A 23,760-nucleotide genomic window follows, 5' to 3' on the forward strand; every position below is an offset into this window, starting at 1 on the left:
CTAACCTGTGTGAATCATGCTGATGCAAGCGCCCACGGCATTTCTGCCGTTCTCCTCAGCCGTGACGGCCGGTGCCGTGCGTCGAACGTCCGCGAGTGACCGCCACATGTTGTACGACGCGTTCCAGGCTCAAGCAGATCTCGCTGAACAGACCCGGGCCTGGGGGCGCGTCATCCACGATGCGGTCTCGCCCTGGAGCGGTTTCGGGGAGCCGGTTTCTTGGTGGTCCGCTGGCGCCCGGATGATGATGCGCGCCGGGATGACCTTCGCGCGACCGAGCTTCGGGCTGGCGGAGGTCATGGTCGGCAACCGCGCGGTGCCGGTCGTCGAGGAATCGGTATTCAGCACGCCCTTCGGGACGCTCCTGCGGTTCCGCAAGGACATCGACGCGCCGCAGCCGAAGCTTCTGGTCGTCGCGCCGCTCTCGGGTCACTTCGCCACGCTCCTTCGCAACACGGTGCGGGCGCTCCTGCCCGACCACGACGTCTACATCACCGATTGGCACAACGCCCGCGACGTTCCGCTCTCGGCCGGTCCCTTCGGGTTCGACGATTACGTCGACCATCTCGTGCAGTTCATGGGCGTGATGGGGGAGGGCTCGCACATGCTGGCGGTGTGCCAGCCGGCCGTGCAGGCGCTTGCCGCCTCCGCGGTGATGGCCCAGAGCCGCGATCCGGCCGCGCCGCGGAGCATCACCCTGATGGCCGGCCCGGTGGATTGCCGGATCAGCCCGACGGCGGTGAACACGCTTGCCACCTCCAAGCCGATCGCGTGGTTCGAGAAGAACCTGATCTCCACGGTTCCGAGCCGCCACAAGGGCGCGGGCAGACGGGTCTATCCCGGGTTCGTCCAGCTCTCGGCGTTCATGTCGATGAATATGAAGCGCCATATGCAGAGCCATGCGGACCTGTTCTGGCACATGGTCAGCGGCGATACCGCCAAGGCCGAGCCGATCGAAGCGTTCTACGATGAGTATTTCGCCGTGCTCGACCTTGCGGCCGAGTTCTACATCGAGACCGTCAAGACGGTGTTCCAAGACTACACGCTGGCCAAGAATGAACTCACCCACCGCGGCCAGCCCATCGACATGCGGGCGATCCGGCGCACCGCTCTAATGACCGTCGAGGGCGAGCGCGACGATATCTGTGCGGTCGGACAAACCATGGCGGCCCACGATCTCTGCACCGGTCTCGCGCCCCATATGAAGACGCACCACCTCCAGGCCGGCGTCGGCCATTACGGCGTGTTCTCGGGCAAGCGCTGGGAGCAGCAGATCTATCCGCAGGTGCGCAACTTCATCCAGTCGCACGCCTGATCGCGCGCGGTCCGGCCGGGGAAAGGGCCGGCGACAGGCCCCACCTCCCGAGGGCTGGGCGGATTTGACCCGCTGGCCCCGCACCGCCACCATGATAGCGTGTCCTGAGCGCGCCCTGGCAGCGCGGGAGGTTTTCGGCTGGAGCGGCGAGACGATCACGTGGACGATCAGCACGCGCAGCATCCCGCCGGCCCGGCCGTGACCGCACGGCTCGACCGCTTGGTCGCGCGGGCCCGGCTCGCAGGCCTCTGGGAGCGCGCATGGCCCCTGCTGTGGCGCGGGCTCGGTGTGGTGCTGGCCTTCGTGGTCCTGTCCTGGCTCGGGCTCTGGCTCGATCTCGGGCCGATCGCCCGCATGGCCGGCGTCGCGCTCTTCGGCCTGGCGCTCGCCGCTGCGCTGCTGCCCGTCCTGCGACTGTCCCGGCCCGGCCGGCAGGAGGCGCTGGCCCGCCTCGACCGCGAGGCGGCCGCGCGCGACCCCGCGCTCGCCCACGGTCCGGCCTCCTCGGCGGAGGATCGGATCGCGGTCGGCGGGAGCGATCCGATCGCGCGGGCGCTCTGGGCGCTGCATCAGCGCCGCGCGGCCGAGGCCATCGCGCGGCTTCGGGTCGGCTTGCCCCGGCCCGGCATGCCCCGGCGCGACCCCTACGCGCTCCGGGCCGCCCTCAGCGTGGCCGCGCTGGCGAGCCTGTTCGTCGCCGGCCCCGAGTGGCGCGAACGGATCGGCAGCGCCTTCGATTGGCGCCAGCCGCCGAGCGCGGGTCCGAATTACCGCATCGACGGGTGGATCGATCCGCCGCTCTATACCCGGATGCCACCGCTCCTCGTGACCCTGACGGAGCCGGAGCAGCGCCTGCGGGCGCCCGTGAACGCCCAGCTCATCGTGCGCATCGCGGGCGAGAACCGCGCGGCTGCCGACACGGTCCTGACCCCGAATGCCGGCCTGCAGCCGGTCTCCGGCAAGGAGTCGCGCGCGGACCTGCGTGAGGACCGCTTCAAGCTCGTCGGACCGGTGGCCGAATTGGACGTGGGAACGCCCGGCGGCAGGCGCCACCTCGTGATCGAGGCGATTCCCGACCATCCGCCCGAGATCCGGCACGTCGGGACCCCAGAAGTGAACGGGCGCGGCACCTTCAACTTGAGCTACCGGGCGCGGGACGATTACGGCCTCGCCTCGGCCGACGGTCTGGTGGAGGCGCCGGACGGCGGACGCTCGCTCGTCCCGCCCCCGCGCATCGCCCTGGTCCTGCCACCGGACGCCACGGGCGAGGTGGATGCCAAGACGCTCGTCGACCTCACCGACAATCCGTGGTCGGGTGCGCGCGTGCGCTTCACCTTGTCCGTCAAGGACGAGGCCGGGCAGGAGACCCGCTCCACGCCCGTCGAGATGGTCCTGCCGGCCCGCCCGTTCCGCGATCCCCTGGCCCGGGCCCTCGCGGAGGAGCGCCGGCGCCTCGTCACGACACCCGACACCGGTCGCCGCCGGGTTCAGATGGCGCTCGATGCCCTGCTGATCGCACCCGAGACCTTCACGCCGCAGCCCGGCGTGTTCCTGGGACTGAAGACCGCGACGCGGCGCCTGCGCCGAGCCGAGACCGACGCGGATCTCACCGAGGTCGCCGACCTGCTCTGGGAGATGGCGCTCAAAATCGAGGACGGCGATCTCTCGGACGCCGAGAAGCAGCTCCGGCAGGCTCAGGACCGCCTCAAGGAGGCGATCGACCGCAACGCGCCCGACGACGAGATCAAGCGCCTCACCCAGGATCTCAAGCAGGCGCTCGACAAGTTCCTCAAGGAGATGGCGCAGAAGCAGGGCCGCGAGCCGCGCCAGCAGCAGGGCCAGCGCAATCCCCCGAACGGGCAGTCCAAGAGCGTCACGCCCGAGGACCTCGACAAGATGCTGAAGGATATGGCCGACGCGATGAAGCGCGGCGATACCGCGGAGGCGCAGCGCCTGATGGAGCAACTGCGCAATATTCTGGAGAACCTTCAGACCGCCGAGCAGGGCGGCAAGTCCGATCAGGCGACCCGCGAGATGCGCCAGCAGATGCAGGAGCTCGACCAGATGTCGCGCGAGCAGCAGGGCCTTCGCGACGAGACCTTCAAGGACGGTCAGCAGAAGCGCGGCGAGCAGGGGCAGCGCGGCCAGCGCCCGCAGCAGAACCGGAGCCCGTCGCAGCAGGGACAGCAGGGCCAGGGCGGCGAGTCGCAGCCCGGGCAACAGGGGCAGAAGGGTGAGCGCGGCCAGCAGCAGGGCCAATCTCCCGGCAAGGGCGACGTGGGCGAGCGCCAGCAAGCCCTGCGGCAGCGCCTCGAGGATTTGCAGAAGCGCATGAAGGAGAACGGCATGAAGGGCGAGGACGGCCTTTCCGATGCCGAGGAAGCCATGCGCGAGGCCGAGGGCGCGCTGAAGGAAGGCCGCGAGGGCGAGGCCGTCGAGGCGCAGGGACGTGCCCTCGACGGGCTCAAGCGTGGCGCCGAAGGCATGCAGCAGCAGATGCAGGACATGGCCGAGGGCGAGGGCCAGGGCGACCAGCCGGACGGCCAACAGCCCGGCCAGCAGGGTCAGGCCGGCTCCCGCGACGACGATCCGCTCGGGCGTCCGACGCGCGGCCGCGATATGTCCGATGGCCGGGTCAGGGTGCCGACCGCCGACGAATCCGCGGTCCAGCGCGCGCGCCGGATCATGGAGGAGTTGCGGCGCAAGCTCGGCGACCCCGCTCGCCCGCGCGAGGAGCTGGACTATTTCGAGCGGCTGCTGCGCCGCAACTGACGAAACCCTGACGTTCGCCGCCGGTCAGCGATCACCGCCGGCCGATCGCATCCCCGAGATCTCCCGCCGATGTCCGCAAACACCCTCGTCCTCGTCGCCTGCGCCGCCGTCGCCGTCATTCTGCTGATGGGATTGGCCAACATGCTGCGCGGCGGCAGCGCCAACCTGTCCCAGAAGCTGATGCGCCTGCGGGTGCTGCTGCAGTTCGTCGCCATCGTGATCATCATGGGCGTGGTCTGGTGGCGTCAGGCCTGAAGCGGCTCCCGGCTGTGTGACCGGCACGCCGCACCCGCCCGGTTTCGGCGCGGATCGGGATGATTCCAGAACCGGCGGCCGACCGCGCCTGCGCAACCCGTGCTAGTGCTGACGGGCTATGAAGTCGGACCCGGCACCCATGCTCAACTCGTTCCGCTGCGTACTCGCCGGCGTTGTCGCGCTGGCTGCGACGGCCCCCGTGTCAGCTGCCGATCTCGCTGCTCCGCCGCGGCCCGTGCTCTACGCCGCTCCGGTCCAGCCGCTCAGCTTCGTCTCCGAGCTGCGCATCGGCGGCTCGGTGCAAGATCCCGGTAGCGCCGAGGGCAAGTCGCCTGGCTTCAGCACCGCGAACGTCAACGGCGAGATCCTGTTCGCCAAGCCGGTGATCAGCGCCGACCCGTTCTGGCAGGCCTTCGTGCCACGCCCGACCGTCGGCGGAAGCTACAACACCGGCGGACGCACCAGCTACGCCTATATCGGCGCGACCTGGACGATCGACATCCTCCCCGAGACGTTCAACCGCCGCGTGTTCCTCGACGGGTTCTTCGGCGGCGCGGCCCATAACGGCTATACGGGCCCGAAGGCCGGCACGCCCTTCGGCTTCAACACGCTCGGTTGCTCGCCTCTGTTCCGCGAGGCGGCGGCGCTCGGTTTCCGGATCACCGAGCACTGGAGCGTCATGGCGACGGTCGAGCACATGTCGAATGCCGGCCTCTGCGCGAACAATCGCGGCCTGACGAATTTCGGCGGCAAGCTCGGCTACACCTTCTGAACGCCTCCGATCCCTCGCTTGCCGGCCCGCCGGGCGCGTGACATCAGCGCCGGGCGGGCTTTTTCATGCCCGCGACAGGCCCGACGAACGGGCCGCCGCAGGGGAGGCAGGCGCCGTGGTCACGCTCAACCGCATCTACACCCGCACCGGTGACAAGGGCACGACCGCGCTCGCGGACGGGCAGCGCCGCTCGAAGGCCGACCTGCGCGTCGAGACCTACGGCACGGTGGACGAGACCAACGCCTGCATCGGGCTCGCCCGGCTCCAGGCCGAGCCAAATCTCGACGGGATGCTCGCGGCGATCCAGAATGATCTGTTCGATCTCGGGGCGGATCTCGCCACGCCGCCGAGCCCCGAGCCGCTGCCCTATGAGCCGCTCCGCATCGTCGCGGCGCAGGTAAAGCGTCTGGAAGCGGACATCGACGCGCTGAACGCCGCGATCCCGCCGCTGAAATCCTTCGTGCTCCCGGGAGGCACGCCGGCGGCGGCCGCCCTCCACCTCGCCCGCACCGTCTGCCGCCGGGCCGAGCGCCTCGCGGTGAGCCTCGCCGCGACCGAGGGAGAGATCGTCTCGGCCGAGGCTCTGCAATACCTCAACCGCCTCTCCGACTTTCTGTTCGTGGCGAGTCGAGCCGCCAACGGCAACGGTGCGGGCGACGTGCTGTGGGTGCCGGGTCAGAACCGCTGAGGCGCCCGCCAGGCCATACCGCCGCGTTGAAAACGACATCGGCCGATGTCCCGTCGCTTTTCGAAAGCGCGAGGCCGGGCGTCGCGTTGACAAGGCGGAAATGTGGCCGTTACGGTCCGCGCCCTGTGTGCGACGCGGCGCGCCCGGGTCGGTGCGCGGTCGCCGGATAGCGCTTCGTCAGAACAAACCACGCGGAGGAAGTTGGCCCCCATGAAGGTTCTGGTGCCCGTGAAGCGGGTCGTCGACTACAACGTCAAGATCCGCGTTAAGGCGGACGGTTCGGGCGTGGAGCTCGCGAACGTCAAGATGTCGATGAACCCCTTCGACGAGATTGCGGTCGAGGAGGCCATCCGCCTCAAGGAGAAGGGCAAGGTCAGCGAGATCGTGGCCGTCTCGATCGGCCCGCAGCAGGCGCAGGAAACCTTGCGTACCGCCCTCGCCATGGGGGCCGACCGCGCGATCCTGGTCAAGACCGACGTCAATTGCGAGCCGCTCGCGGTCGCCAAGATCCTGAAGGGCGTGGTCGAGAAGGAAAGCCCTGAGCTCGTCATCCTTGGCAAGCAGGCGATCGACGACGATTCGAACCAGACCGGTCAGATGCTCGCCGCGCTGCTCGGGTGGCCGCAGGGTACCTTCGCCTTCAAGCTCGAGTTCGGCGAGGGTGCCATCGACGTCACCCGCGAGGTCGACGGCGGCCTGCAGACGGTGTCTCTGAAGCTGCCCGCTATCGTCACGACGGATCTGCGCCTCAACGAGCCGCGCTACGCGTCGCTGCCCAACATCATGAAGGCGAAGAAGAAGCCGCTCGAGGAGATGGCGCCCGACGCGTTCGGCGTCGACGTGACCCCCCGGCTCAAGGTGCTGAAGACCGCCGAGCCGCCGGGCCGTTCGGCCGGCATCAAGGTCGGCTCTGCGGCCGAGCTCGTCCAGAAGCTGAAGGTGGAGGCCGGCGTCTTCTGAGGACGACGGCTTCGCCCGCGAATCGGGCTTGAGATTTCGCGATTCCGGCAGGCTGCCGCAGGGCGCCGCCCAGAGCAGGAACACCCCATGACAACGCTCCTCTACGTCGAGCACGCGAATGGACAGATCAGGGACGCCAGCCTGAAGGCGCTCACGGCGGCCAAGGAACTGGGAGCCCCCGTCCACGCGCTCGTCCTCGGAACCGGGTCGAAAGCTGCGGCTGAGGCGGCGGCCAAGCTCGACGGCGTCGTGACCGTCCTCAATGCCGAGGACGGGGTCTACGACCACGATCTCGCCGAACCGGTCGGGGCGCTGATTGCGGCCATCGCCGGCTCCTACGACGCCATCGTCGCCGCCGCGACGACGACAGGCAAGAACGTGCTGCCGCGGGTGGCGGCGCTCCTCGACGTGGCTCAGATCTCCGACATCATCAGGGTCGTGTCCCCCGATACCTTCGAGCGGCCGATCTATGCCGGCAACGCGATCCAGACCGTGCAGTCCGGTGGCGGCAAGATGGTGATCACGGTGCGCACGGCGGCCTTCAAGCCGGCCGGCGAGGGAGGCGCGGCCTCGATCGAGGCGGTGCCGGCGTCGGCGCCGGAGGTCGGCGGATCGAGCTTCAAGGGCGAGGAGATCGCCAAGTCCGACCGTCCGGAGCTGGCCTCGGCCAAGTTCATCGTCTCCGGCGGGCGTTCGCTCGGGTCGGCCGACAAGTTCAAGGCGCTGATCGAGCCGCTGGCGGACGCGCTGGGCGCGGCGGTCGGCGCATCGCGCGCGGCCGTCGATGCCGGCTACGCCCCCAACGACTGGCAGGTCGGCCAGACCGGCAAGGTGGTGGCGCCCGACCTCTACGTCGCGGTGGGAATTTCCGGCGCGATCCAGCATCTTGCCGGGATGAAGGATTCGAAGGTGATCGTCGCGATCAACAAGGACGAGGACGCGCCCATCTTCCAAGTGGCGGATTACGGGCTGGTCGGCGATCTGTTCCAGGTCGTGCCCGAGCTGCAATCCGAGATCGCCAAGGCCAAGGACTGAGCTTCCGGCTCAGACGACGGGGAAGCCGGCCGCGTCGCCGCGACCGGCTCCCGTCGTCCCGGTCGTTTGGGCGACGAGAGAACATGGCGACCCCCGGCGCATCGTGCCGGGGACTTCCTGCGCGCCCGCGAAAGGCGCACGATAACAATATGCCCGACTGCGCTCCCCCGGATCCGATCCGGGACGGAATGCGGCGGGTGGGGGTGGATACGCCGCGAAAGGGTTTCTTCCGTCCGCTCACGCGGGCTAGAAGGGAGCGGACCGGCGCGCCGAGGATCGAATTCCATCGCGCAGGTCAGCGTATTCGCTGGAGGCCGACTGCCGGTCCGGCTGTCGGAGATGGGGCGCGGATCGAAACATGGCCATCGACATTACGCGAGTCGGCATCATCGGGGCCGGGCAGATGGGCAGCGGGATCGCGCAGGTTTGCGCGGCCGCCGGCCTCGACGTGCGCCTGAATGACCGGGAGGGCGCCCGGATCGAGGCCGGCCTCGCCCATATCGAGGGGAACTTTGCCAAGCAGGTCGCCAAGGGCGCGATGGACGAGGCCGCGAGTCGTGAGGCCCGGGCCCGGGTCGTACCGGCCAACAGCTATGCCGATCTCGCGGAATGCGACCTCATCATCGAGGCCGCGACCGAGAACGAGGCAACGAAGCGCGAGATCTTCTCAACCCTGTGCGCGTCGCTCCGACCCGATGCGCTCGTGGCGACGAATACCTCGTCGATCTCGATCACGCGGCTCGCCGCGGCGACCGATCGACCGGAGCGTTTCATCGGCATCCACTTCATGAATCCCGTGCCGGTGATGCAGCTGGTCGAATTGATCCGCGGCATCGCCACGGAGGACAAGACTTACGAATCGGCCAAGGCCTTCATCGCCAAGCTCGGCAAGACCTCGACTATGTCCGAGGACTTCCCGGCCTTCATCGTGAACCGCATTCTGCTGCCGATGATCAACGAGGCGATCTACACCCTTTACGAGGGCGTGGGCTCGGTCGAGGCGATCGACACGGCGATGCGGCTCGGCGCGAACCACCCGATGGGCCCGCTGCAACTCGCCGATTTCATCGGCCTCGATACCTGCCTCTCCGTGATGCAGGTGCTCTACGACGGGCTGGCCGACTCGAAGTATCGCCCGTGTCCCCTCCTCGTGAAGTACGTCGAGGCCGGCTGGCTCGGCCGCAAATCGAAGCGCGGCTTCTACGATTATCGCGGTCCGACGCCGGTGCCGACACGCTGACGAGCCGGCTGGTCCGAACACGACGACGGCCGGGATGCGCCTGCATCCCGGCCGTCGTCGTTTCGTCCTTCGGCCGACGCCTTACTTGGGCGGGGCGGCGCCGTTCGCCGAGGGCTGCGACTGCTGGGGATAGGCCGGGTTGGCGGCCGGCGTGCCCGACGTGTTGGCGGACGAGGGCGCGTTCGCCTTGCCGTTGACCGACCCGGTGACCTCCTGGCGCGAGGCGTCCTGACTCTGCGAGGCGTAGTCCTTCGGCGAATTCGCACCGTTCCAGGTCAGCAGCCCGATCGTGGCGATGGCGAGGAGCGCCAAGCTCCCGACCAAGACCCACAGAACCGGCTTGCCGCGCGAACCCTGGCGCGCCTGCGTGTTGTCCAACTTCTCGACCATCGGGTGCTCTCAGCCTCCATGCTCGGGCACGAGGCTCCCGGCCCCGGCGCGATGCAACCTATGCCCGCAAACGCAGGGCTGATCGCGCCGGTTCCTGATGCGGTTGGAGCGAAGGCCCTCAGCGGCCCGTCACCAACAGGATCTTTCCGAGATGGGCGCTCGATTCCATGAGCTCGTGGGCCTTGCGCGCCTCCTCGAACGGGAAGGTGGCGTGGATGATCGGACGGACCGCGCCGGAATCGAGATCGGGCCAGACGTCGTGCGCGAGGCCGGCCGCGATCGTCGCCTTCTCGGCGATCGGCCGCGGTCGCAGCGTCGCGCCCGTGAAGGTGAGGCGCTTGGTCATGATCGGGGTGATGTTGAGGTCCTCGACCTTGAAGCCGCCCATCAGCGCGATCAGCACGAGGCGGCCTTCGAGCGCCAGCGACGCAAGATTGCGTGGCAAGTAGCTGGCCCCAATCATGTCGAGGATCACGTCGACGCCCTTTCCGTCCGTCAACCGCCGAACCTCCTCCGCAAAATCGACCTCGCGGTAGTTGATGGCGTGATCGGCGCCGAGTTCTTCGCAGAACCGACATTTCTCGGTGGAGCCAGCAGTCGCGAAGACGCGAGCGCCGCGCCGCTTGGCAATCTGGATCGCGGTCGAACCGATGCCGCTCGATCCGCCATGCACAAGGAACGTCTCGCCCCGGGCGAGACGACCGCGCTGAATTACGTTGGAGTAGACCGTGAAAAAGGTCTCGGGGATGCCGCCCGCATTGACGAGTGAAAGCGACGCTGGCCGCGGCAAGCAGTGAACGGCCTCAGCCACCGCGAACTCGGCGTAGCCGCCACTGATGACGAGGGCGCAGACCTCATCGCCCAGTGCCGGTCTCTCGACGCCTTCGCCAACCGCGACCACCCGGCCACTCACCTCAAGGCCCGGAATGTCGGTTGCGCCCTTCGGCGGCGGATATTTGCCCAGCCGCTGCATCAGGTCGGGCCGGTTGATCCCGGCCGCCACGACCTCGATCAGCACCTGGCCGGGGCCGACCTGAGGCAGCGGCGCGATCTCCAGCGTGATGACCTCTGGACCGCCGCCGTCGCTGTAGCGGATCTGGCGCATCGTCTCGGGCAGGGCGGCTGTGGCGATCATGGCTGGTCCTCGGTGGCGTGAAGGCGTCGCACGTCAGGTGCCGCATGATGTAGCGGCGGCAAGTCCCGGTCTGCACATTCCCGGCGCCGGCGCGTCACGGCTCTGACTTGGCACAGATGATACGGGTCGGGCGGCCTGCCTCAGCGCGTGCCGTACATGCGGTCACCGGCATCGCCGAGGCCCGGCACGATGTAGCCGTGATCATTCAGGTGGCTGTCGATCGCCGCCGTCCAGATCGGTACGTCGGGATGGGCGGCCTGGAGCCGGGCGACTCCTTCGGGCGCGGCGAGCAGGCAGACGAAGCGAAGATCCTGGGCTCCGCGCTCCTTGAGGCGCTGCAGGGCAGACACAGCGGAATTGGCGGTGGCGAGCATAGGATCGAGCACCAGCACGGTCCGGTCGGCAAGGTCGGACGGCGCCTTGAAATAGTACTCGATCGCCTCAAGCGTCTCAGGATCGCGGTAGAGACCCACATGGGCGACGCGGGCCGAGGGCACGAGCGAGAGCATTCCATCGAGAAATCCGACGCCCGCCCGCAGGATCGGAGCGAGCACGAGCTTTTTGCCCTGAATCTGACGCCCCTCCATCGCCTGGATCGGGGTCTCGATGGTGACGGGTTCAAGAGGCAGGTCGCGCGTCACCTCGTAGGCGAGCAGCATGCCGATCTCGTTGAGGAGATTGCGGAACCCTTGGGTTGAGCGTTCGCGGTCCCGCAGAAGGGTCAGCTTGTGCTGAACCAGGGGGTGCTCCACCACCGTGACCGATGCCGCCATGCCGCTCCCCTTCACTTTGCTGCAACGGTGTGCCGAAGGCGGCGCGGTGGCGCAACGGCAGTGGCGCCCGCACGCACGAAAAAGGCTCCCCGCCCGTGGACGGAGAGCCTAAGCGGCCAGGAGTCCAGCGCGGGTCAGGCGCGATCGTTTCCGCCTTCTGTCCGGCGCTTGGCCATGAAGGCATCGAATTGCTCCCGATCCTTGGCGCGCTTCAGCTCCTCGACGAAGGCTGCGAAGGCGCGGCTCTCCTCATTAAGCGCCCGGCGCTGCGCCTCGAGGCGCTCGAGTTCGGCGCGACGATAGTCGTCGAAGGCCGCGTTGCCGGTGGCACTGCGGCGGCTCGCCGTCTCGAAGGCCTGTGCGAAACGCGAGACCGGGCGTTCGGTGTGAACCCGCGCGACCATGTCGCGCAGCTCTGCCACAGCGGGATAACCCGCCAGCTTCCATGCCACGAGGGCGAGGCCGACCGGCCACCAATAGATGAAGGCGACCACGATCGCGCCGATCTCGATGGAACGGCGCGGGAATGGACCCGAACGGCAGACCCTGCCGGTGGCCCAGGGATTGGTGGAGGATGTGCTCACGGGAGGCTCCGCGTTCGATGTGAACAGCGTTAACATGCGGGGCCCGAATCCGGGTTTCAAGGGGTGCGCCGCCGCGCCCTCCGAGGCGTTTTCGGTCTTCACCTCTGTGGTAGACGACATCGGCCATCGTCCCGGCATCCGCTCCGGGCCGCCGATGTCGGGAGCGCCGCCACGGGAGGCGTTCCACCGCTCTTCCGGGAAAGTCGTATGCCGGCACAGGAGCTTGGAGCGTCGCAATGAGGTCGATCCCCGGCCCGATACCTTACGGTCGGCGCGGGATAGCGGCCCCGTGAACGAGCGCCAGGACTCCGGCGCGGAGGAGCTCGTACTTATCCGGGATACCGGGCCCCTTTGGTAGGTGCCCAGCCGCTGACAGGGTGGCGAGACCGTGCGCCAGCGCCCAGACCTCGAGCGCGATGAAGCGCGGGGCAACGCCGCCGAATCCCTCGGGGAAGGTCGATTGAAGAGCTTCGACCAGCAGGTCGAACGGGCTCGGCCGCGCTTCGGTCTCGATCTCGACGTGGAGGCCGCGGGTCTCGAAGATCGCCGCATAGTAGGCCGGCTCCTCTTCGGCGAAGGCGAGATAGGCTTCTCCCATCCGGGTGAAGCGTTCGAGCGCGCTGCCGCGCGAGGTGAGCGCCCGCGCCAAGCGCTCGGCCAGATCCGCGAAGCCGCGACCGGCGAGTTCCTCCAGCAACGCTTCGCGCCCACGGAAATGCCGATAGAGCGCTGCCGGCGTGACGCCGACGAGGCGCGCCGCATCCACCAGCGTGAAGCCGCCGATGCCGCGCTCGGCGATGAAGCGGCGCGCCGCCTCGATCAGCGCCTCCTTGAGGTTGCCGTGGTGATAGCTCCGTCGGTCACCGGATCCCTCCCGCCAGGGTCGCAATGTTCACTCCTCACGCTCCGAATGCCATGAAGACGGGCAAACGGCAGCTTTGTTTCAACGATCAGGGGGACTTAGCAGAGTTGCGCGCGATTCGGTGCGTAGCGTCTAGTGCTAGACGATGTTTTCGCCGCGGCTTGACATCGCGCCAGCCTATCGCTGCAACAGTGTTACACCGGTAGGCGCCGATCGCTTGGCGGGCAGTCCATGGGGCGATACACCGATGGCATTCATCAGCGTCAAGGCATGGCGCGCTCGCACCGCCAAGCGGAAGCACCTTGCGGACGAGTTGAAGCGCGTCCTGCGCACCGCACTTGCCCTCGCCGAGTCTGATTCGCTCGCGATCAACGAGATCGCCTGTCCAGACCCAGGCTGCCCGGACCTCGAAACGATCGTCTTGGTCATGCGGGTCGGTCAGCCGACGCGAGCTCTGCGCATCCGCAAAACACTCGACACCGTCGAGGCCGGCGACGTCACGGCAGTCGTGCGGGACGAGGCGCGGCGCCGGGCCGCCGGAGAGCCTTGAGGCTCGCGCCGATGTGACGCGCGTTCGCCGCGCGTTTGCGGCATATCATCGTGCGCAACCGAACAACGCGCTGGTCGTGTCGAGCGCGACGAAACCGACCGGGGCTGCGGCACGAACACACGCGGTTGAACGAGGACACGCTATGCTCAACCGCCGCCGCCTTGCCGCGCTCGTCGCGGTCAGCCCGTTCCTGGGCACTCCGGCCCGCGCCGCCGAGATCGTGCCGTTCCAAGCCGAGGCCTTTGAGGCCGCACAGAAGGCCGGCAAGCCGATCATCATTGCGGTGAACGCTCCCTGGTGCCCGATCTGCAGAGCGCAGAAGCCGATTCTAGCCAAGCTGTCAGCCGAGCCGCGCTTCAAGGAGCTGCAGATCTACGGGATCGACTTCGATACCCAGAAGGATTTGCTGCGCCGCTTCGACGCACGGACGCAGAGCACCCTCATCGCCTTCAAGGGCGTGAACGAGACAGGACGGTCTGTCGGCGAAACCCAGCCGGAATGGATCGAGGGGTTGCTCGACAAGACGATTTGAGGCGCGCCTCAGCGTTTGAAGAACGCGTCGGCCGCGCCGAGGGCGGCGACCTTTGCGGCCCGCACCGCATTTAAGCGGTCAATCTCCCGCTGCAGGAGATCGATGCGCTCGGCCAAGTCTTGTACCGAGAGCGTGTCGAGACTCTGGCCGATCTCGTGGCTCACCGGCTTAAGCCGTGCCCGCTCCTCGTCGTCCCGCATGTTCGCGCTCCTCACCACCAAGGTTGGCCGGCCGCCTGCCGCGGCAGATCAAGATGGCGCGCCACCGTCGCGCCGATATCCGCAAGGCTCGCCCGTCGACCAATCGGCCCTGGTGTGATCAGCGGTCCGAATGCCAAGACCGGTACCTGTTCCCGGGTGTGATCGGTGCCGGCCCAGGTCGGATCGTTGCCGTGGTCGGCAGTGATGACGCAAAGGTCGCCCGGCTTGAGCACAGCCTGGATATCAGGGAGGCGTGCGTCGAAGGCTTCGAGTTCCGCCGCATAGCCCGGCACATCGCGGCGATGGCCGTGCTCGGTGTCGAAATCCACAAGGTTGAGGAAGACGAGACCGCCGTCTGGCAGGTCGCGCAACGCCGCGAGCGCGGCGTCGAGGCAGGCCGCATTGCTGCCGGGCTTGATCTCGAAGCCAGTGGCGCGATGGGCGAAAATGTCGCCGATCTTGCCGACGCTGACGATTGGGCGGCCGGCCACAGCGGCCAGATCGAGCAAAGTCTCACCTGGCGGCACCACTGCGAAGTCTCGTCGGTTACCTGTGCGGCGAAATCCGACTTCGGAGTTGCCCTTGAACGGCCGTGCGATGACACGGCCGATCCGGTATGGGTCGCAGAGTTCGCGTGCGGTGCGGCAGAGCTCGTAGAGCGGCGCCAGCCCGAACGCCTCTTCATGGGCCGCGATCTGGAACACGCTGTCGGCTGAGGTGTAGCAGATCGGCTTGCCGGTTCTCAGGTGCTCGGCGCCGTATGCCTCGACGATGGCGATGCCCGATGCATGGCAATCGCCGAGGATGCCCGGCAGCCGGCCCCGAGCGATCAGGTCCCGGGTCAACGCCTCCGGGAAGGCCGGTTTCGTGTCTGGGAAATGGCCCCAGGGCTCGCGCATAGGCAAACCCGCAATCTCCCAGTGGCCGGATGGCGTGTCCTTGCCGGCCGCCATCTCGATGGCGTGCCCGTAGGCCCCGGCCATAGGACCGTCGTACTCCAGCCCCGGCGGCACACGGCCCGTGGCACCAGCGGCGGCGAGTCCGAGGCCGAGCCGGGCGAGGTTCGGTAGGCGCAAGGGACCGATCCGCAGGCCGGGCCGGTCTCCCGCGCCGGCGGCGCATCGTTCGGCGATGTGACCGAGTGTATCGGCGCCCGCGTCGCCGTAGGCGGCGGCATCGGGGGCGCCGCCGATCCCGACGGAATCGAGCACGACAAGGAGCGCGCGCGCCATGGCTTCAGACCGGCTCGAGATCTGCCACCGTCTCGCTGCGCAGATCGAATGCGGCGGCGAACAGGGTGCGGGTATAGGCCGTCTGCGGATCTGTGAAGATGCGCTCGGCCGGCCCTTCTTCGACGACGTGGCCGTTCTGCATCACGAGGACGTGGTTGGCGAGGGCCCGCACGACCTTCAGATCGTGGCTGATGAAGAGGTAGGCGAGGCGTCGCTCTCGTTGCAGGTCGCGCAGAAGGGTCACGATCTGCGCCTGCACCGAGCGATCGAGGGCCGAGGTCGGCTCGTCGAGGACGACGAAGCGCGGCTTCAAGACGATGGCGCGGGCGATGGCGATGCGCTGACGCTGGCCTCCGGAGAACTCGTGTGGGTAGCGGTCCATCACCTTCGGGTCGAGCCCGACATCGGTCAGCGCGCGCGCGACCGCGTCGCGGCGCTCGGCGTGGGAGCGCACCGCGCCCTGAACGACGAGCCCTTCGCCCACGATGTCGGCCACCGACATGCGGGGCGAGAGCGATCCGTACGGATCTTGGAAGACCACCTGCATGTCCTTGCGCAGCGGACGCATGCCGCCGACCCCGAGCCCGTCGATCGATCGACCCATGAAGCCGATGGGCCCCTCCGATGCGATGAGGCGCAAAATGGCGAGGCCCAGTGTTGTTTTGCCAGAGCCGGACTCGCCGACGACGCCGACGGTCTCGCCTTCGCGCACGCGTAGTGAAACGCCGTCTACCGCCTTGATATAGCCGGCCGTACGCCGGATCAGACCCTCCTTCAACGGAAACCAGACTTTCAGCGGCCCGGCCTCTACGAGTACCGGCGCGTCGGCAGGCACCGGGTTGGCGCGGCCCTTCGGCTCCGAGGCGATCAGGCGTCGGGTGTAGGCATGCTGCGGGTCGCCGAAGATCTGGGCGGCAGTTCCGGTTTCAACGATACGGCCGGCAAGCATCACGCAGACGCGCGAGGCGATGCGCTCGACGATGCCGAGATCGTGGGTGATGAAGAGCATCGCCATGCCGAGCCGCTTCTGGAGATCGGCCAGCAACGACAGGATCTGGGCCTGCACCGTCACGTCGAGGGCGGTGGTCGGCTCGTCTGCGACAAGCAGATCCGGTTCGCAGGCGAGCGCCATGGCAATCATCACACGCTGGCGCTGGCCGCCCGAGAGCTCATGCGGATAGGCGCCCATGCGCCGCGCGGCGTCGCGCAGGCCGACGAGTTCGAGAAGCTCAAGGATGCGTGTCCGAGCCTGCTTGCCCGAGAGCCCGCGGTGCAGTCCGAGCACTTCGCCGATCTGCCGCTCAATGGTGTGGAGCGGGTTGAGCGAGGTCATCGGCTCTTGGAACACCATGGTGATGTCGGCGCCCCGCACCTCGCGCATCGCGCGCTCGGGCAACGCCAGCAAGTCGCGCCCCTTGAAGACGATGCGGCCGGACAGCGTCGCGGCGCCATCCACGAGACGGAGGATCGAGAGCGCCGTCACGGACTTGCCGGATCCGGATTCGCCTACCAGCGCCACGGTCTCGCCCGGTGCGATGCTGAAGCCGACCCTGTCGACCGCGACCGTGCGGCCTCCTTCCGTTGGGAACGTGACGGACAGATCCTCGACAGTCAGCAGCGCTTCGGTCATCTCACTCGGTTTCGGATCAAGGGGAGACGTTTCTTATAGCGCGGCGGGGCAGCGGGGGCGAACGGTCGCTTCGGCAAACCGGACGGATCGCCGCGGCGGCCGAGTCGATCATCCTCAGCGAGCAATTTTCGGATGCGGAACGGCTGGATCCAGCTTCACACATGCGAGCTACGGTACCACGCCGCGGCCCGACGGGTGCTCGGACGCCAACGACGCGTCCAGGGCATGGGTCGGGCAAACGTCCTTCGCCGTGCCGGCACGCGGAATATCTGGTCCTATCGAGGCAAACCGCTCGGGCGTGGCTGTCGGACCAGATTGATCGTTCGGCGCGGCACGCTACAACCCGCGGCGTGATCCGATCCCCATCCAGAACCTGCGCGACGCTTTGCGTCGCTCTGCTCGCCTGCACGATTGTCTTGCGCTCGGTGGCAGCGGTGGCGGTGCCCACCGATGGCACGGGCGAAACCGTGGAACAGGCACTATGCCGCCTGATCGAGGGCTCGGCGAAGGCGCAAGCCATCCCGGTGCCGTTCCTGACCCGCCTGATCTGGCGCGAGAGTAGCTTTCGGGTGGGCGTCGTTAGTCCTGCCGGTGCGCAGGGCGTGGCTCAGTTCATGCCCGGCACTGCGCGCGAACGTGGCCTGACTGATCCGTTCGATCCCGAGCAGGCGATCCCTCACGCCGCAAGGTTGCTCGCCGACCTCAAGCGCCAGTTCGGCAATCTCGGTCTCGCGGCGGCGGCCTATAATGGCGGCGCCGGCCGCGTGACCAACTGGATCGCCGGCAGCGGCGGATTGCCCGCCGAGACCCGGGCCTACGTGCTCTGGATCACCGGCACGCCTGCCGAGGATTGGCGTGGTAGCCGCGGCACGATCGAGTTCCCGGAGGGCGGCGCGCCAAAAGCGGACCCGAAGGGCGAAGACACAGCGGTTGCCACGCCGGACAAGAGGATGGCCAGAACCGAGCCGGCCATCGACACGCCGCAGACCTGCCTACAGACCACGGCCGCTCTACGCATACCGTCGCGCGGCGACCGCTTCGCGATCGGACCGAATGAGGGGCCGGCGGCACCCTGGGGGATCCAGCTCGCGGGAAACTTCTCGAAATCGCTGGCGCTCGCGAGCTTCTCGCGGGCGCGCGCGACCTATGCGCGCGTGATCGGGGACGTGCGGCCGATGATCATCGGCACGCGCCTGCGGAACCGCGGCACACGCGCCTTCTACCGGATCCGCATTCCGGCGGAGAGCCGACAGGCGGCTGACGGTCTATGCACCCGGATCCGAGGAGCCGGCGGCGCCTGCATCGTGCTCCGGACCTGAGGTTTGGCTCGTTGCGATGGGGCCGGCCGCGTTTCCGTCATGAATCCGCCCCGAGGCCCCCGTCCTGTCGCTGGCCAGTCCCAATCGGAGATCGAATGACCCGCGTCCTCACAGCGCTCGCCAGCGTGGTCTGTCTCGCGCTCAGCGCGCTCGGCATCGTCGCCTGCTCGCCGCTCGCTTTGTTCGACGCGATCGGGCCGCGGGACGCAGGCGGGCGACAGGTGCTGCGCGACCATCCATTCGGCGAGGGGCCGCGCCGGACGCTCGATGTCTACGTCCCTGTCGCAGGGGCCGAGCGCGCGCCGGTCCTCGTGTTCTTCTACGGCGGATCCTGGCAGAGCGGCACGAAGGACGACTACGCCTTTGTGGGGCAAGCGCTCGCGGCGCAGGGCTTCGTCACGGTGCTGCCCGATTACCGGCTCTACCCGGAGGCGCCGTTTCCGGGCTTCCTGGAAGACGGCGCCCGCGCGGTCGCGTGGGTGCACGACAACATCGCGGAGTACGGCGGTGACCCTCGCCGCATCGTACTGGCCGGGCACTCGGCCGGGGCCTACAATGCCGTGATGCTCGGCCTCGACACGCGTTATCTGCGGGCTGCGGGTGTCGACCCCCGCGTGATCCGAGCGGTGGCCGGGCTCTCAGGCCCCTACGATTTCCTGCCTTTCGACCAGGAAACCACGATACGGGTCTTTGGACAGGCACCTGACAAGCCGGCGACCCAGCCTATCAACTTCGTCGGTCCCCACGCGCCTCCAGCCTTCCTCGCGAGCGGAGAGTCCGACACGGTGGTCCGCCCGCGCAACACGGCGAGTCTCGCGGCCAAGTTCCGGGCGGCGCACGTGCCGGTTCAGGAGCGTATCTATCCGGGGCTCGATCACAGCGACACGCTGCTTGCCCTATCGGTCACCTTCCGCTCGAAGGCTCCGGTGCTGGCCGAGATGGCCGCTTTCCTCAGGGGCCAGGCGCTGAACCGCCAGCAGGTATCGGTGGGCGCGCGGTAGGAGACGCCGCAATCTCATCCGGGAGCGTGAAGACCACCAGCGCGTCGCCTGTGCCGAAGCCCGATCCTTTTGTGAAGGAGGATCCGCCAGCGGCTACCGCGAGGTACTGGCGCCCGTCGAGCCTGTAGGTGATCGTCGGGCCGCTGATCCCGGCACCGCACTGGAAGCGCCAGAGCCGTTCACCGGTCCGGGCATCGTGCGCATCAAGGTTGCCGTCCTCCTCGCCGGAGAAGACGAGGCCGCCTGCTGTGGCGAGCGTGCCGCCGGCGAGCCGGCTGTCAGCGCGCCGGGACCATGCGATCCGTCCGCCATTGGCGACGTCTACCGCGGTGAGCGTGCTGTAGCTCGGTTCGCCGCGCGCTTCGCCGGTTTCGGTGTAACGGATCTCGGGTCGGCCAGGGGCGCCCGGCACCGTCTTCACCGTGTAGGTCGTCGCTCCGTGCCGCACCTGAAGGTAGGCCATCCCGCTGGCTGCATCGTAGGCGGTCGGGGGCCAGGAGACCGCGCCGAGGGGGCCAGGGCTCACGACCGTGCCTCCCGGAGTCGGTGGCCGGAACAGGTTCTTCTGCTCGACGAGCGCCTCGGAGCGGGCGAGCAGCGCCCCCGTCGACCGATCGTGGACGTAGATCCAGCCGGTCTTTGACGCTGAGGCTACGGCCTTGACGCTGCGCCCGTCCGGTGTCCGGTAATCGAGCAGGAAGGGTGGGCTCGCGACATCGTAGCCCCATTCATCGTGTGGCACCTGCTGGTAATACCAGCGCAACTCACCGGTCCGCACGTCCAAAGCGACGAGGCTCATGGTATAGAGGTTGTCCCCTGGCCGCGAGAGCCCGAAGTTCTGCGGCGCCGGGTTGCCGGTGCCGAGATAGATCAGCCCGAGTTCCGGATCGTAGGCCGGCGTCATCCAGAGCGAGCCTCCGCCGACGCGCCACGCCTCGGCATGGGCGGGCGCAGCCGCTTTCTCGGCCGCGATGTCGCGATGGAGCGGTATGCCGTCGGCAGTCTCGGGCACGAAGCCGCCCTCCCAGCCTTCGGCCTTGGTGACGTACCAACGCCAGCGCTCCTCGCCCGTCCGCGCATCGAAGGCAGCGAGCCAACCGCGCCGGCCGTAGCCGCCCTCGATGCCGACGACCGCGCCGCCATCGAGACCGCCCGCCTGATCCTCCACGTGAAGGCCATAGCCCGCGCCGGTGACGCCGACGATGACGAGGCCGTCGGCCACCAGCGGCGGCATCTTGAAGCCGAGCCGGCTCGACCCCTGCACCGGTTTGCCGCCGAGCGTGCGGGCAAGACCTGACGCGGTCTCGCTCTCGCCCTCCTCGGGGCGCACCGCCTCATGATCCCAGACCACCGCTCCGGTCTGCGCGTCCAACGCGATCACCCGGCCGTCCATGGTAGCCTCGTAGACCCGGCCTCCCGAGACGGCGAGACCACGGTTCGACGGTGGTCCGAAGACCTGATCGGTGCGCGGCTTGTGGGTGTAGGTCCAGCGTACGCGACCACTGTGCGCATCGAGCGCCGCAACGCTGTTACCCGTGGTGGAGATGTAGAGTGTCCCATCGACGACGATCGGCTGCGCCTGGAAATACCCGGTGATGCCGCTTTGAAAGATCCAGGCCGGGCGTAAGCGTCCGACCGTGTCGCGATTGATTGCGTCGAGGTCTGAGAAATTGCGATTCGATGTATCGTGCCCGAACATCGGCCAGCCGACATCCGCAAGATCGGCGGCTCCGGCGCACAAGGGGACGACGCCGAGCGCGAGGCCCAGCAGGGCGGATGCCCCCCGCAGCATCCGGGCATGATCGAGCATCGCGTTTCTCCTGAACGGTCTTGCAGCGCTGCGTTCAGCTCGTCGCGACAGGCGCAGCGCCCCGCGGAGCTTGCACAAGAAGCCCCGGCGCGGCCTGTGCTCCCATCGCCTGCGCCATCTCGGCGGCGGTCTGGCCGGCGGCATCGCGCCGCTCAGGATCGGCGCCGCGGGCGAGCAGCATCTCCAGGATCTCGATCCGGTCGAACATCGCAGCGATCATGAGGGCTGTTCGGCTACCGTCGCCGACGCCGTCCACCTGAGCCCCGTGGTCCAGAAGCATCCGGGCGATCTCGGTCTCACCCTTGAAGGTCGCACCTGCGAGTGGCGTCTGGCCGCGGTCGTTGGCAAGTTCCGGATCGCCCCCGGCCTCGAGGATGACCCGGACGGCCTCAGGCTGCCCGTTATAGGCGGCCAGCATCAGAAGGCTGTCACCCTTGTCGTTGCGCAGGTTCGCCGGCAAGCCCTGCCCGAACAGCTCGGCCAATTCGTCGGCATGGCCCATGCGGGCGTACTGAAACACCCGTCCCGCGAAGGCGAGGGTGGCGTCGTCGAGGACGGGCAGCGGAGTCTCGTCGGCTGGCATTCTGGCTTCCGTGTGTCAGGCGTCTCGAACTAGGGCAACCCGGACGGAAGGGGAGCCCGGTGCGGTTGGGCGACGGCCACCTGTCCGTCGGAAGTGCGTCGAACTTACCTCAGATCCGAGCTTCGGCTCCGACCGCGCATAGGCACAGCACCTTCGAGATCTCGGCATGCTCCATGTCCAAGTCTCCTGATGGTTCGATGGAAGTGTCGTCCACTTTACGACAGGCTAGGCAGGCTTCTATCATTCATCAAAGTCAATGTAGAAGGCGGCAGCGAAAACTTGAACAAAGAGCCGGTCAAGAAATCCACCGCGACCCAGGCACATGCCGGCCATCATCATCCGAAGAATCACCACAAGAAGATCGACGCGGCGCACAATCAGTCGAACGCCCAGTTTATCGCTGAAGCCGCGCGCGCAGCGCAGATTTCAGAGCAGACCACCGGCGTCCCAGCGAGCGTGACGATTGCGCAGGCTATTCTCGAATCCGGATGGGGCAAACATCATATCGGAAAGGCCAATAATCACTTCGGCGTCAAAGCGCATACCGTCAAAGGCTCGATTGACGTCGGCAAGGAGGCAACCGGGTACGTAACCGTCAAAACGAAGGAGCACATCAAGGGCAAGGACAAGATCGTCGACGCCAATTTTCGATCCTACAAAGATTTGTCTGGCTCCTTCGTCGATCATGGAGAGTTCATCAAAACCAACAAGCGCTATCACAAGCATGTCATGGATTATGCAAAGACCGGCAATGCTGACGCATTCGCAAAGGGTCTGCAGAAAGCCGGATACGCAACCGACCCGCACTACTCAGAGCTTTTAATCAAGATCATGAAAAAAAATAGTCTCTACAAGTATAATGGGGGACTTAGGCAGGTTCCCGATCTGAACGCGTCTCGACCATCGCCGCAGATTATCCTTCCCTAAAGGCGAAGCATGAGATCGAACCTTACCTATATCGGCGTTTTCGCCGCGCTGGCCCTCGGTAGCATCACCTGTGGCGAGAGCGCTGAGGCTCCCGCCTGCCGACCCGATGCCGTCCAAGATTCAGCGGTCCGGGAGCGATCGCGCGCATCAGCCAAGCTGCTCGCCGGGCTGGAGATTTCGCAAGTCGCGTTCTGCAGCTATGCCTCGGCGACCGAGATCTGGATCACGCCGCGATACGATCCGCAGACGGGGCCCAACACATATCGATATAACAAACTCTATCTTCGGTTGACGGATCTGCTGAAGACTGACGTCGTTCTGCGCGATCAGATGGACGACCTGACAATTCGGATTACTCGGACGCAGACCGGGATCCACACCGATTTTCAAACGGCACCGGAGTAGGGCACCTGTCGCGGCCCGTCAGGCTGCCGCCGATACCTTGTCGACGCCGGGCAACCCGCCGTAGCGGCGATCGCGCCGAGCGAACTCGCCGACGGCTTCCGCGAGGTCGGCCTGCCCGAAATCAGGCCACATCCGCTCAGTGAAGTGGAGCTCGGCATAGGCCGCCTCCCAGAGCATGAAGTCCGAGAGCCGTTTCTCGCCGCCGGTGCGGATAAGCAAGTCGACATCGACCGGGGAGCCGTGCATCTCACCCGCGATCAGGCGCCCGAACTCGCCGCGCGAGACGCCGGCATTCTGAGCCTGCGCGGCGGCGGCCAGGATCGCGTCGCGGGCCGAGTAGTCGACGGCGATGCGCAGGTGCAGACGCTTGCCCGACGCGGTCGCAGCTTCCGCGGCCTCGATTGCCTCTGGGATGCCCGCGGGGAGGCGATCGCGCCGTCCGATCACGCTCAGGCGGGTTCCGGTCCGGGCAAGCCGAGCGGTCTCGTTGCGCAGATACGAGCGCAGTAACCGCATCAGCGCGCCGACCTCGTCCGCGGGACGTTGCCAGTTGTCGCTGGAGAAGGCGTAGAGCGTCAGTGTACCGATCCCGAGGTCCGGGCAGGCCTCAGCCGTCACCCGGATCGCCTCGACGCCGCGGCGGTGGCCGGCGACGCGCGGTAGGCTGCGCTGGGTTGCCCAGCGCCCATTCCCGTCCATGATGATCGCGGCGTGCAGGCCGGGTCGCGCGTCGGCCAAGCTTTGCATCATAGAGTCTCCGCTCGGTCGGGGATCGGTGGCATGGGGAGGA

The 23,760-nt window shown here is 67.6% G+C and carries 25 protein-coding genes; 14 read left to right on the forward strand and 11 right to left on the reverse strand.

Translation table 11 applies throughout. The annotated features are described in order from the left end of the window. The first annotated feature begins 106 nt into the window (after positions 1-106). The 8 genes from ACS5RC_RS22150 (at position 107) to ACS5RC_RS22185 (ending at position 9,037) form a co-directional block, all read left to right on the forward strand. Positions 107-1,315 carry a polyhydroxyalkanoate depolymerase gene (locus ACS5RC_RS22150; RefSeq protein WP_478346079.1) on the forward strand — a complete coding sequence of 403 codons (1,209 nt, stop codon included), beginning with the start codon at positions 107-109 and terminating at the stop codon, positions 1,313-1,315. A 159-nt stretch (positions 1,316-1,474) separates the two neighbouring features. After that, a complete protein-coding gene (locus ACS5RC_RS22155; RefSeq protein ID WP_478346080.1) occupies positions 1,475-4,087 on the forward strand; it encodes a TIGR02302 family protein in 2,613 nt (870 codons plus the stop codon). 69 nt (positions 4,088-4,156) lie between these two features. Next, complete coding sequence (locus tag ACS5RC_RS22160; RefSeq protein ID WP_478346081.1) at positions 4,157-4,342, forward strand: twin transmembrane helix small protein; 186 nt, start codon at positions 4,157-4,159, stop codon at positions 4,340-4,342. Positions 4,343-4,481: 139 nt separating this feature from the next. Beyond that, positions 4,482-5,114, forward strand: coding sequence for an acyloxyacyl hydrolase (locus tag ACS5RC_RS22165; RefSeq protein ID WP_478346082.1), 633 nt, complete (start codon positions 4,482-4,484; stop codon positions 5,112-5,114). 115 nt (positions 5,115-5,229) lie between these two features. Next, positions 5,230-5,802 (forward strand): cob(I)yrinic acid a,c-diamide adenosyltransferase, encoded by a 573-nt coding sequence (locus ACS5RC_RS22170; protein ID WP_478346083.1) that lies wholly within the window; start codon positions 5,230-5,232, stop codon positions 5,800-5,802. 210 nt (positions 5,803-6,012) lie between these two features. After that, positions 6,013-6,762 (forward strand): electron transfer flavoprotein subunit beta/FixA family protein, encoded by a 750-nt coding sequence (locus ACS5RC_RS22175; protein WP_478346084.1) that lies wholly within the window; start codon positions 6,013-6,015, stop codon positions 6,760-6,762. A gap of 87 nt (positions 6,763-6,849) precedes the next feature. Further along, the gene (locus ACS5RC_RS22180) at positions 6,850-7,797 is read left to right on the forward strand and encodes an electron transfer flavoprotein subunit alpha/FixB family protein (protein WP_478346085.1); all 948 of its coding nucleotides are present in this window, start codon (positions 6,850-6,852) and stop codon (positions 7,795-7,797) included. A gap of 358 nt (positions 7,798-8,155) precedes the next feature. Further along, on the forward strand, positions 8,156-9,037 hold the full coding sequence (locus ACS5RC_RS22185; protein ID WP_478346086.1) for a 3-hydroxybutyryl-CoA dehydrogenase: 882 nt from the start codon (positions 8,156-8,158) through the stop codon (positions 9,035-9,037). Positions 9,038-9,118: 81 nt separating this feature from the next. On the opposite strand, the gene ACS5RC_RS22190 is transcribed toward ACS5RC_RS22185, so the two are convergent. From ACS5RC_RS22190 to ACS5RC_RS22210, 5 genes are all read right to left on the reverse strand, one after another. Further along, positions 9,119-9,427, reverse strand: coding sequence for a hypothetical protein (locus ACS5RC_RS22190; protein WP_478346087.1), 309 nt, complete (start codon positions 9,425-9,427; stop codon positions 9,119-9,121). Positions 9,428-9,545: 118 nt separating this feature from the next. Further along, on the reverse strand, positions 9,546-10,562 hold the full coding sequence (locus ACS5RC_RS22195) for an NAD(P)H-quinone oxidoreductase (protein ID WP_478346088.1): 1,017 nt from the start codon (positions 10,560-10,562) through the stop codon (positions 9,546-9,548). A gap of 140 nt (positions 10,563-10,702) precedes the next feature. Then, the gene (upp, locus tag ACS5RC_RS22200; RefSeq protein ID WP_478346089.1) at positions 10,703-11,335 is read right to left on the reverse strand and encodes a uracil phosphoribosyltransferase; all 633 of its coding nucleotides are present in this window, start codon (positions 11,333-11,335) and stop codon (positions 10,703-10,705) included. 134 nt (positions 11,336-11,469) lie between these two features. Next, positions 11,470-11,955, reverse strand: coding sequence for a DUF2852 domain-containing protein (locus tag ACS5RC_RS22205; protein WP_478346090.1), 486 nt, complete (start codon positions 11,953-11,955; stop codon positions 11,470-11,472). Between the two features lie 226 nt (positions 11,956-12,181). Continuing rightward, positions 12,182-12,808 carry a TetR/AcrR family transcriptional regulator gene (locus ACS5RC_RS22210; protein ID WP_478346091.1) on the reverse strand — a complete coding sequence of 209 codons (627 nt, stop codon included), beginning with the start codon at positions 12,806-12,808 and terminating at the stop codon, positions 12,182-12,184. Between the two features lie 220 nt (positions 12,809-13,028). On the opposite strand from ACS5RC_RS22210, the gene ACS5RC_RS22215 reads away from it, so the two are divergent. Together ACS5RC_RS22215 and ACS5RC_RS22220 are read left to right on the forward strand one after the other, a co-directional pair. Further along, positions 13,029-13,331 carry a hypothetical protein gene (locus tag ACS5RC_RS22215; protein ID WP_478346092.1) on the forward strand — a complete coding sequence of 101 codons (303 nt, stop codon included), beginning with the start codon at positions 13,029-13,031 and terminating at the stop codon, positions 13,329-13,331. Between the two features lie 142 nt (positions 13,332-13,473). Beyond that, complete coding sequence (locus ACS5RC_RS22220) at positions 13,474-13,863, forward strand: thioredoxin family protein (protein ID WP_478346093.1); 390 nt, start codon at positions 13,474-13,476, stop codon at positions 13,861-13,863. Positions 13,864-13,871: 8 nt separating this feature from the next. On the opposite strand, the gene ACS5RC_RS22225 is transcribed toward ACS5RC_RS22220, so the two are convergent. The 3 genes from ACS5RC_RS22225 to ACS5RC_RS22235 are packed head-to-tail and all read right to left on the reverse strand — an operon-like array spanning position 13,872 to position 16,925. Further along, on the reverse strand, positions 13,872-14,063 hold the full coding sequence (locus tag ACS5RC_RS22225; protein ID WP_478346094.1) for a DUF1192 domain-containing protein: 192 nt from the start codon (positions 14,061-14,063) through the stop codon (positions 13,872-13,874). Between the two features lie 11 nt (positions 14,064-14,074). After that, a complete protein-coding gene (locus tag ACS5RC_RS22230) occupies positions 14,075-15,295 on the reverse strand; it encodes a phosphopentomutase (RefSeq protein WP_478346095.1) in 1,221 nt (406 codons plus the stop codon). Positions 15,296-15,299: 4 nt separating this feature from the next. Continuing rightward, a complete protein-coding gene (locus ACS5RC_RS22235; protein ID WP_478346096.1) occupies positions 15,300-16,925 on the reverse strand; it encodes an ABC transporter ATP-binding protein in 1,626 nt (541 codons plus the stop codon). A gap of 416 nt (positions 16,926-17,341) precedes the next feature. On the opposite strand from ACS5RC_RS22235, the gene ACS5RC_RS22240 reads away from it, so the two are divergent. Together ACS5RC_RS22240 and ACS5RC_RS22245 are read left to right on the forward strand one after the other, a co-directional pair. Further along, positions 17,342-18,244 carry a lytic transglycosylase domain-containing protein gene (locus ACS5RC_RS22240; RefSeq protein ID WP_478346097.1) on the forward strand — a complete coding sequence of 301 codons (903 nt, stop codon included), beginning with the start codon at positions 17,342-17,344 and terminating at the stop codon, positions 18,242-18,244. A gap of 95 nt (positions 18,245-18,339) precedes the next feature. Beyond that, entirely contained in the window at positions 18,340-19,245 is a 906-nt protein-coding gene (locus ACS5RC_RS22245) for an alpha/beta hydrolase (protein ID WP_478346098.1), read from the forward strand. Here the strand turns inward: ACS5RC_RS22245 and ACS5RC_RS22250 are convergent. Together ACS5RC_RS22250 and ACS5RC_RS22255 are read right to left on the reverse strand one after the other, a co-directional pair. Continuing rightward, positions 19,196-21,055 carry an outer membrane protein assembly factor BamB family protein gene (locus tag ACS5RC_RS22250; RefSeq protein WP_478346099.1) on the reverse strand — a complete coding sequence of 620 codons (1,860 nt, stop codon included), beginning with the start codon at positions 21,053-21,055 and terminating at the stop codon, positions 19,196-19,198. The genes ACS5RC_RS22245 and ACS5RC_RS22250 overlap by 50 nt on opposite strands. Positions 21,056-21,089: 34 nt before the next feature. Next, on the reverse strand, positions 21,090-21,638 hold the full coding sequence (locus ACS5RC_RS22255) for an ankyrin repeat domain-containing protein (protein WP_478346100.1): 549 nt from the start codon (positions 21,636-21,638) through the stop codon (positions 21,090-21,092). A gap of 279 nt (positions 21,639-21,917) precedes the next feature. On the opposite strand from ACS5RC_RS22255, the gene ACS5RC_RS22260 reads away from it, so the two are divergent. Then, positions 21,918-22,565 (forward strand): glycoside hydrolase family 73 protein, encoded by a 648-nt coding sequence (locus ACS5RC_RS22260; protein ID WP_478346101.1) that lies wholly within the window; start codon positions 21,918-21,920, stop codon positions 22,563-22,565. A gap of 9 nt (positions 22,566-22,574) precedes the next feature. Then, positions 22,575-22,970, forward strand: coding sequence for a hypothetical protein (locus ACS5RC_RS22265; RefSeq protein ID WP_478346102.1), 396 nt, complete (start codon positions 22,575-22,577; stop codon positions 22,968-22,970). An 18-nt stretch (positions 22,971-22,988) separates the two neighbouring features. Here the strand turns inward: ACS5RC_RS22265 and ACS5RC_RS22270 are convergent, their stop codons facing one another. Then, positions 22,989-23,717, reverse strand: a complete 729-nt coding sequence (locus ACS5RC_RS22270; protein ID WP_478346136.1) for a di-trans,poly-cis-decaprenylcistransferase — start codon at positions 23,715-23,717, stop codon at positions 22,989-22,991. Between the last annotated feature and the right edge of the window lie 43 nt (positions 23,718-23,760).

This window comes from Methylobacterium sp. HJ2 (assembly GCF_056431005.1).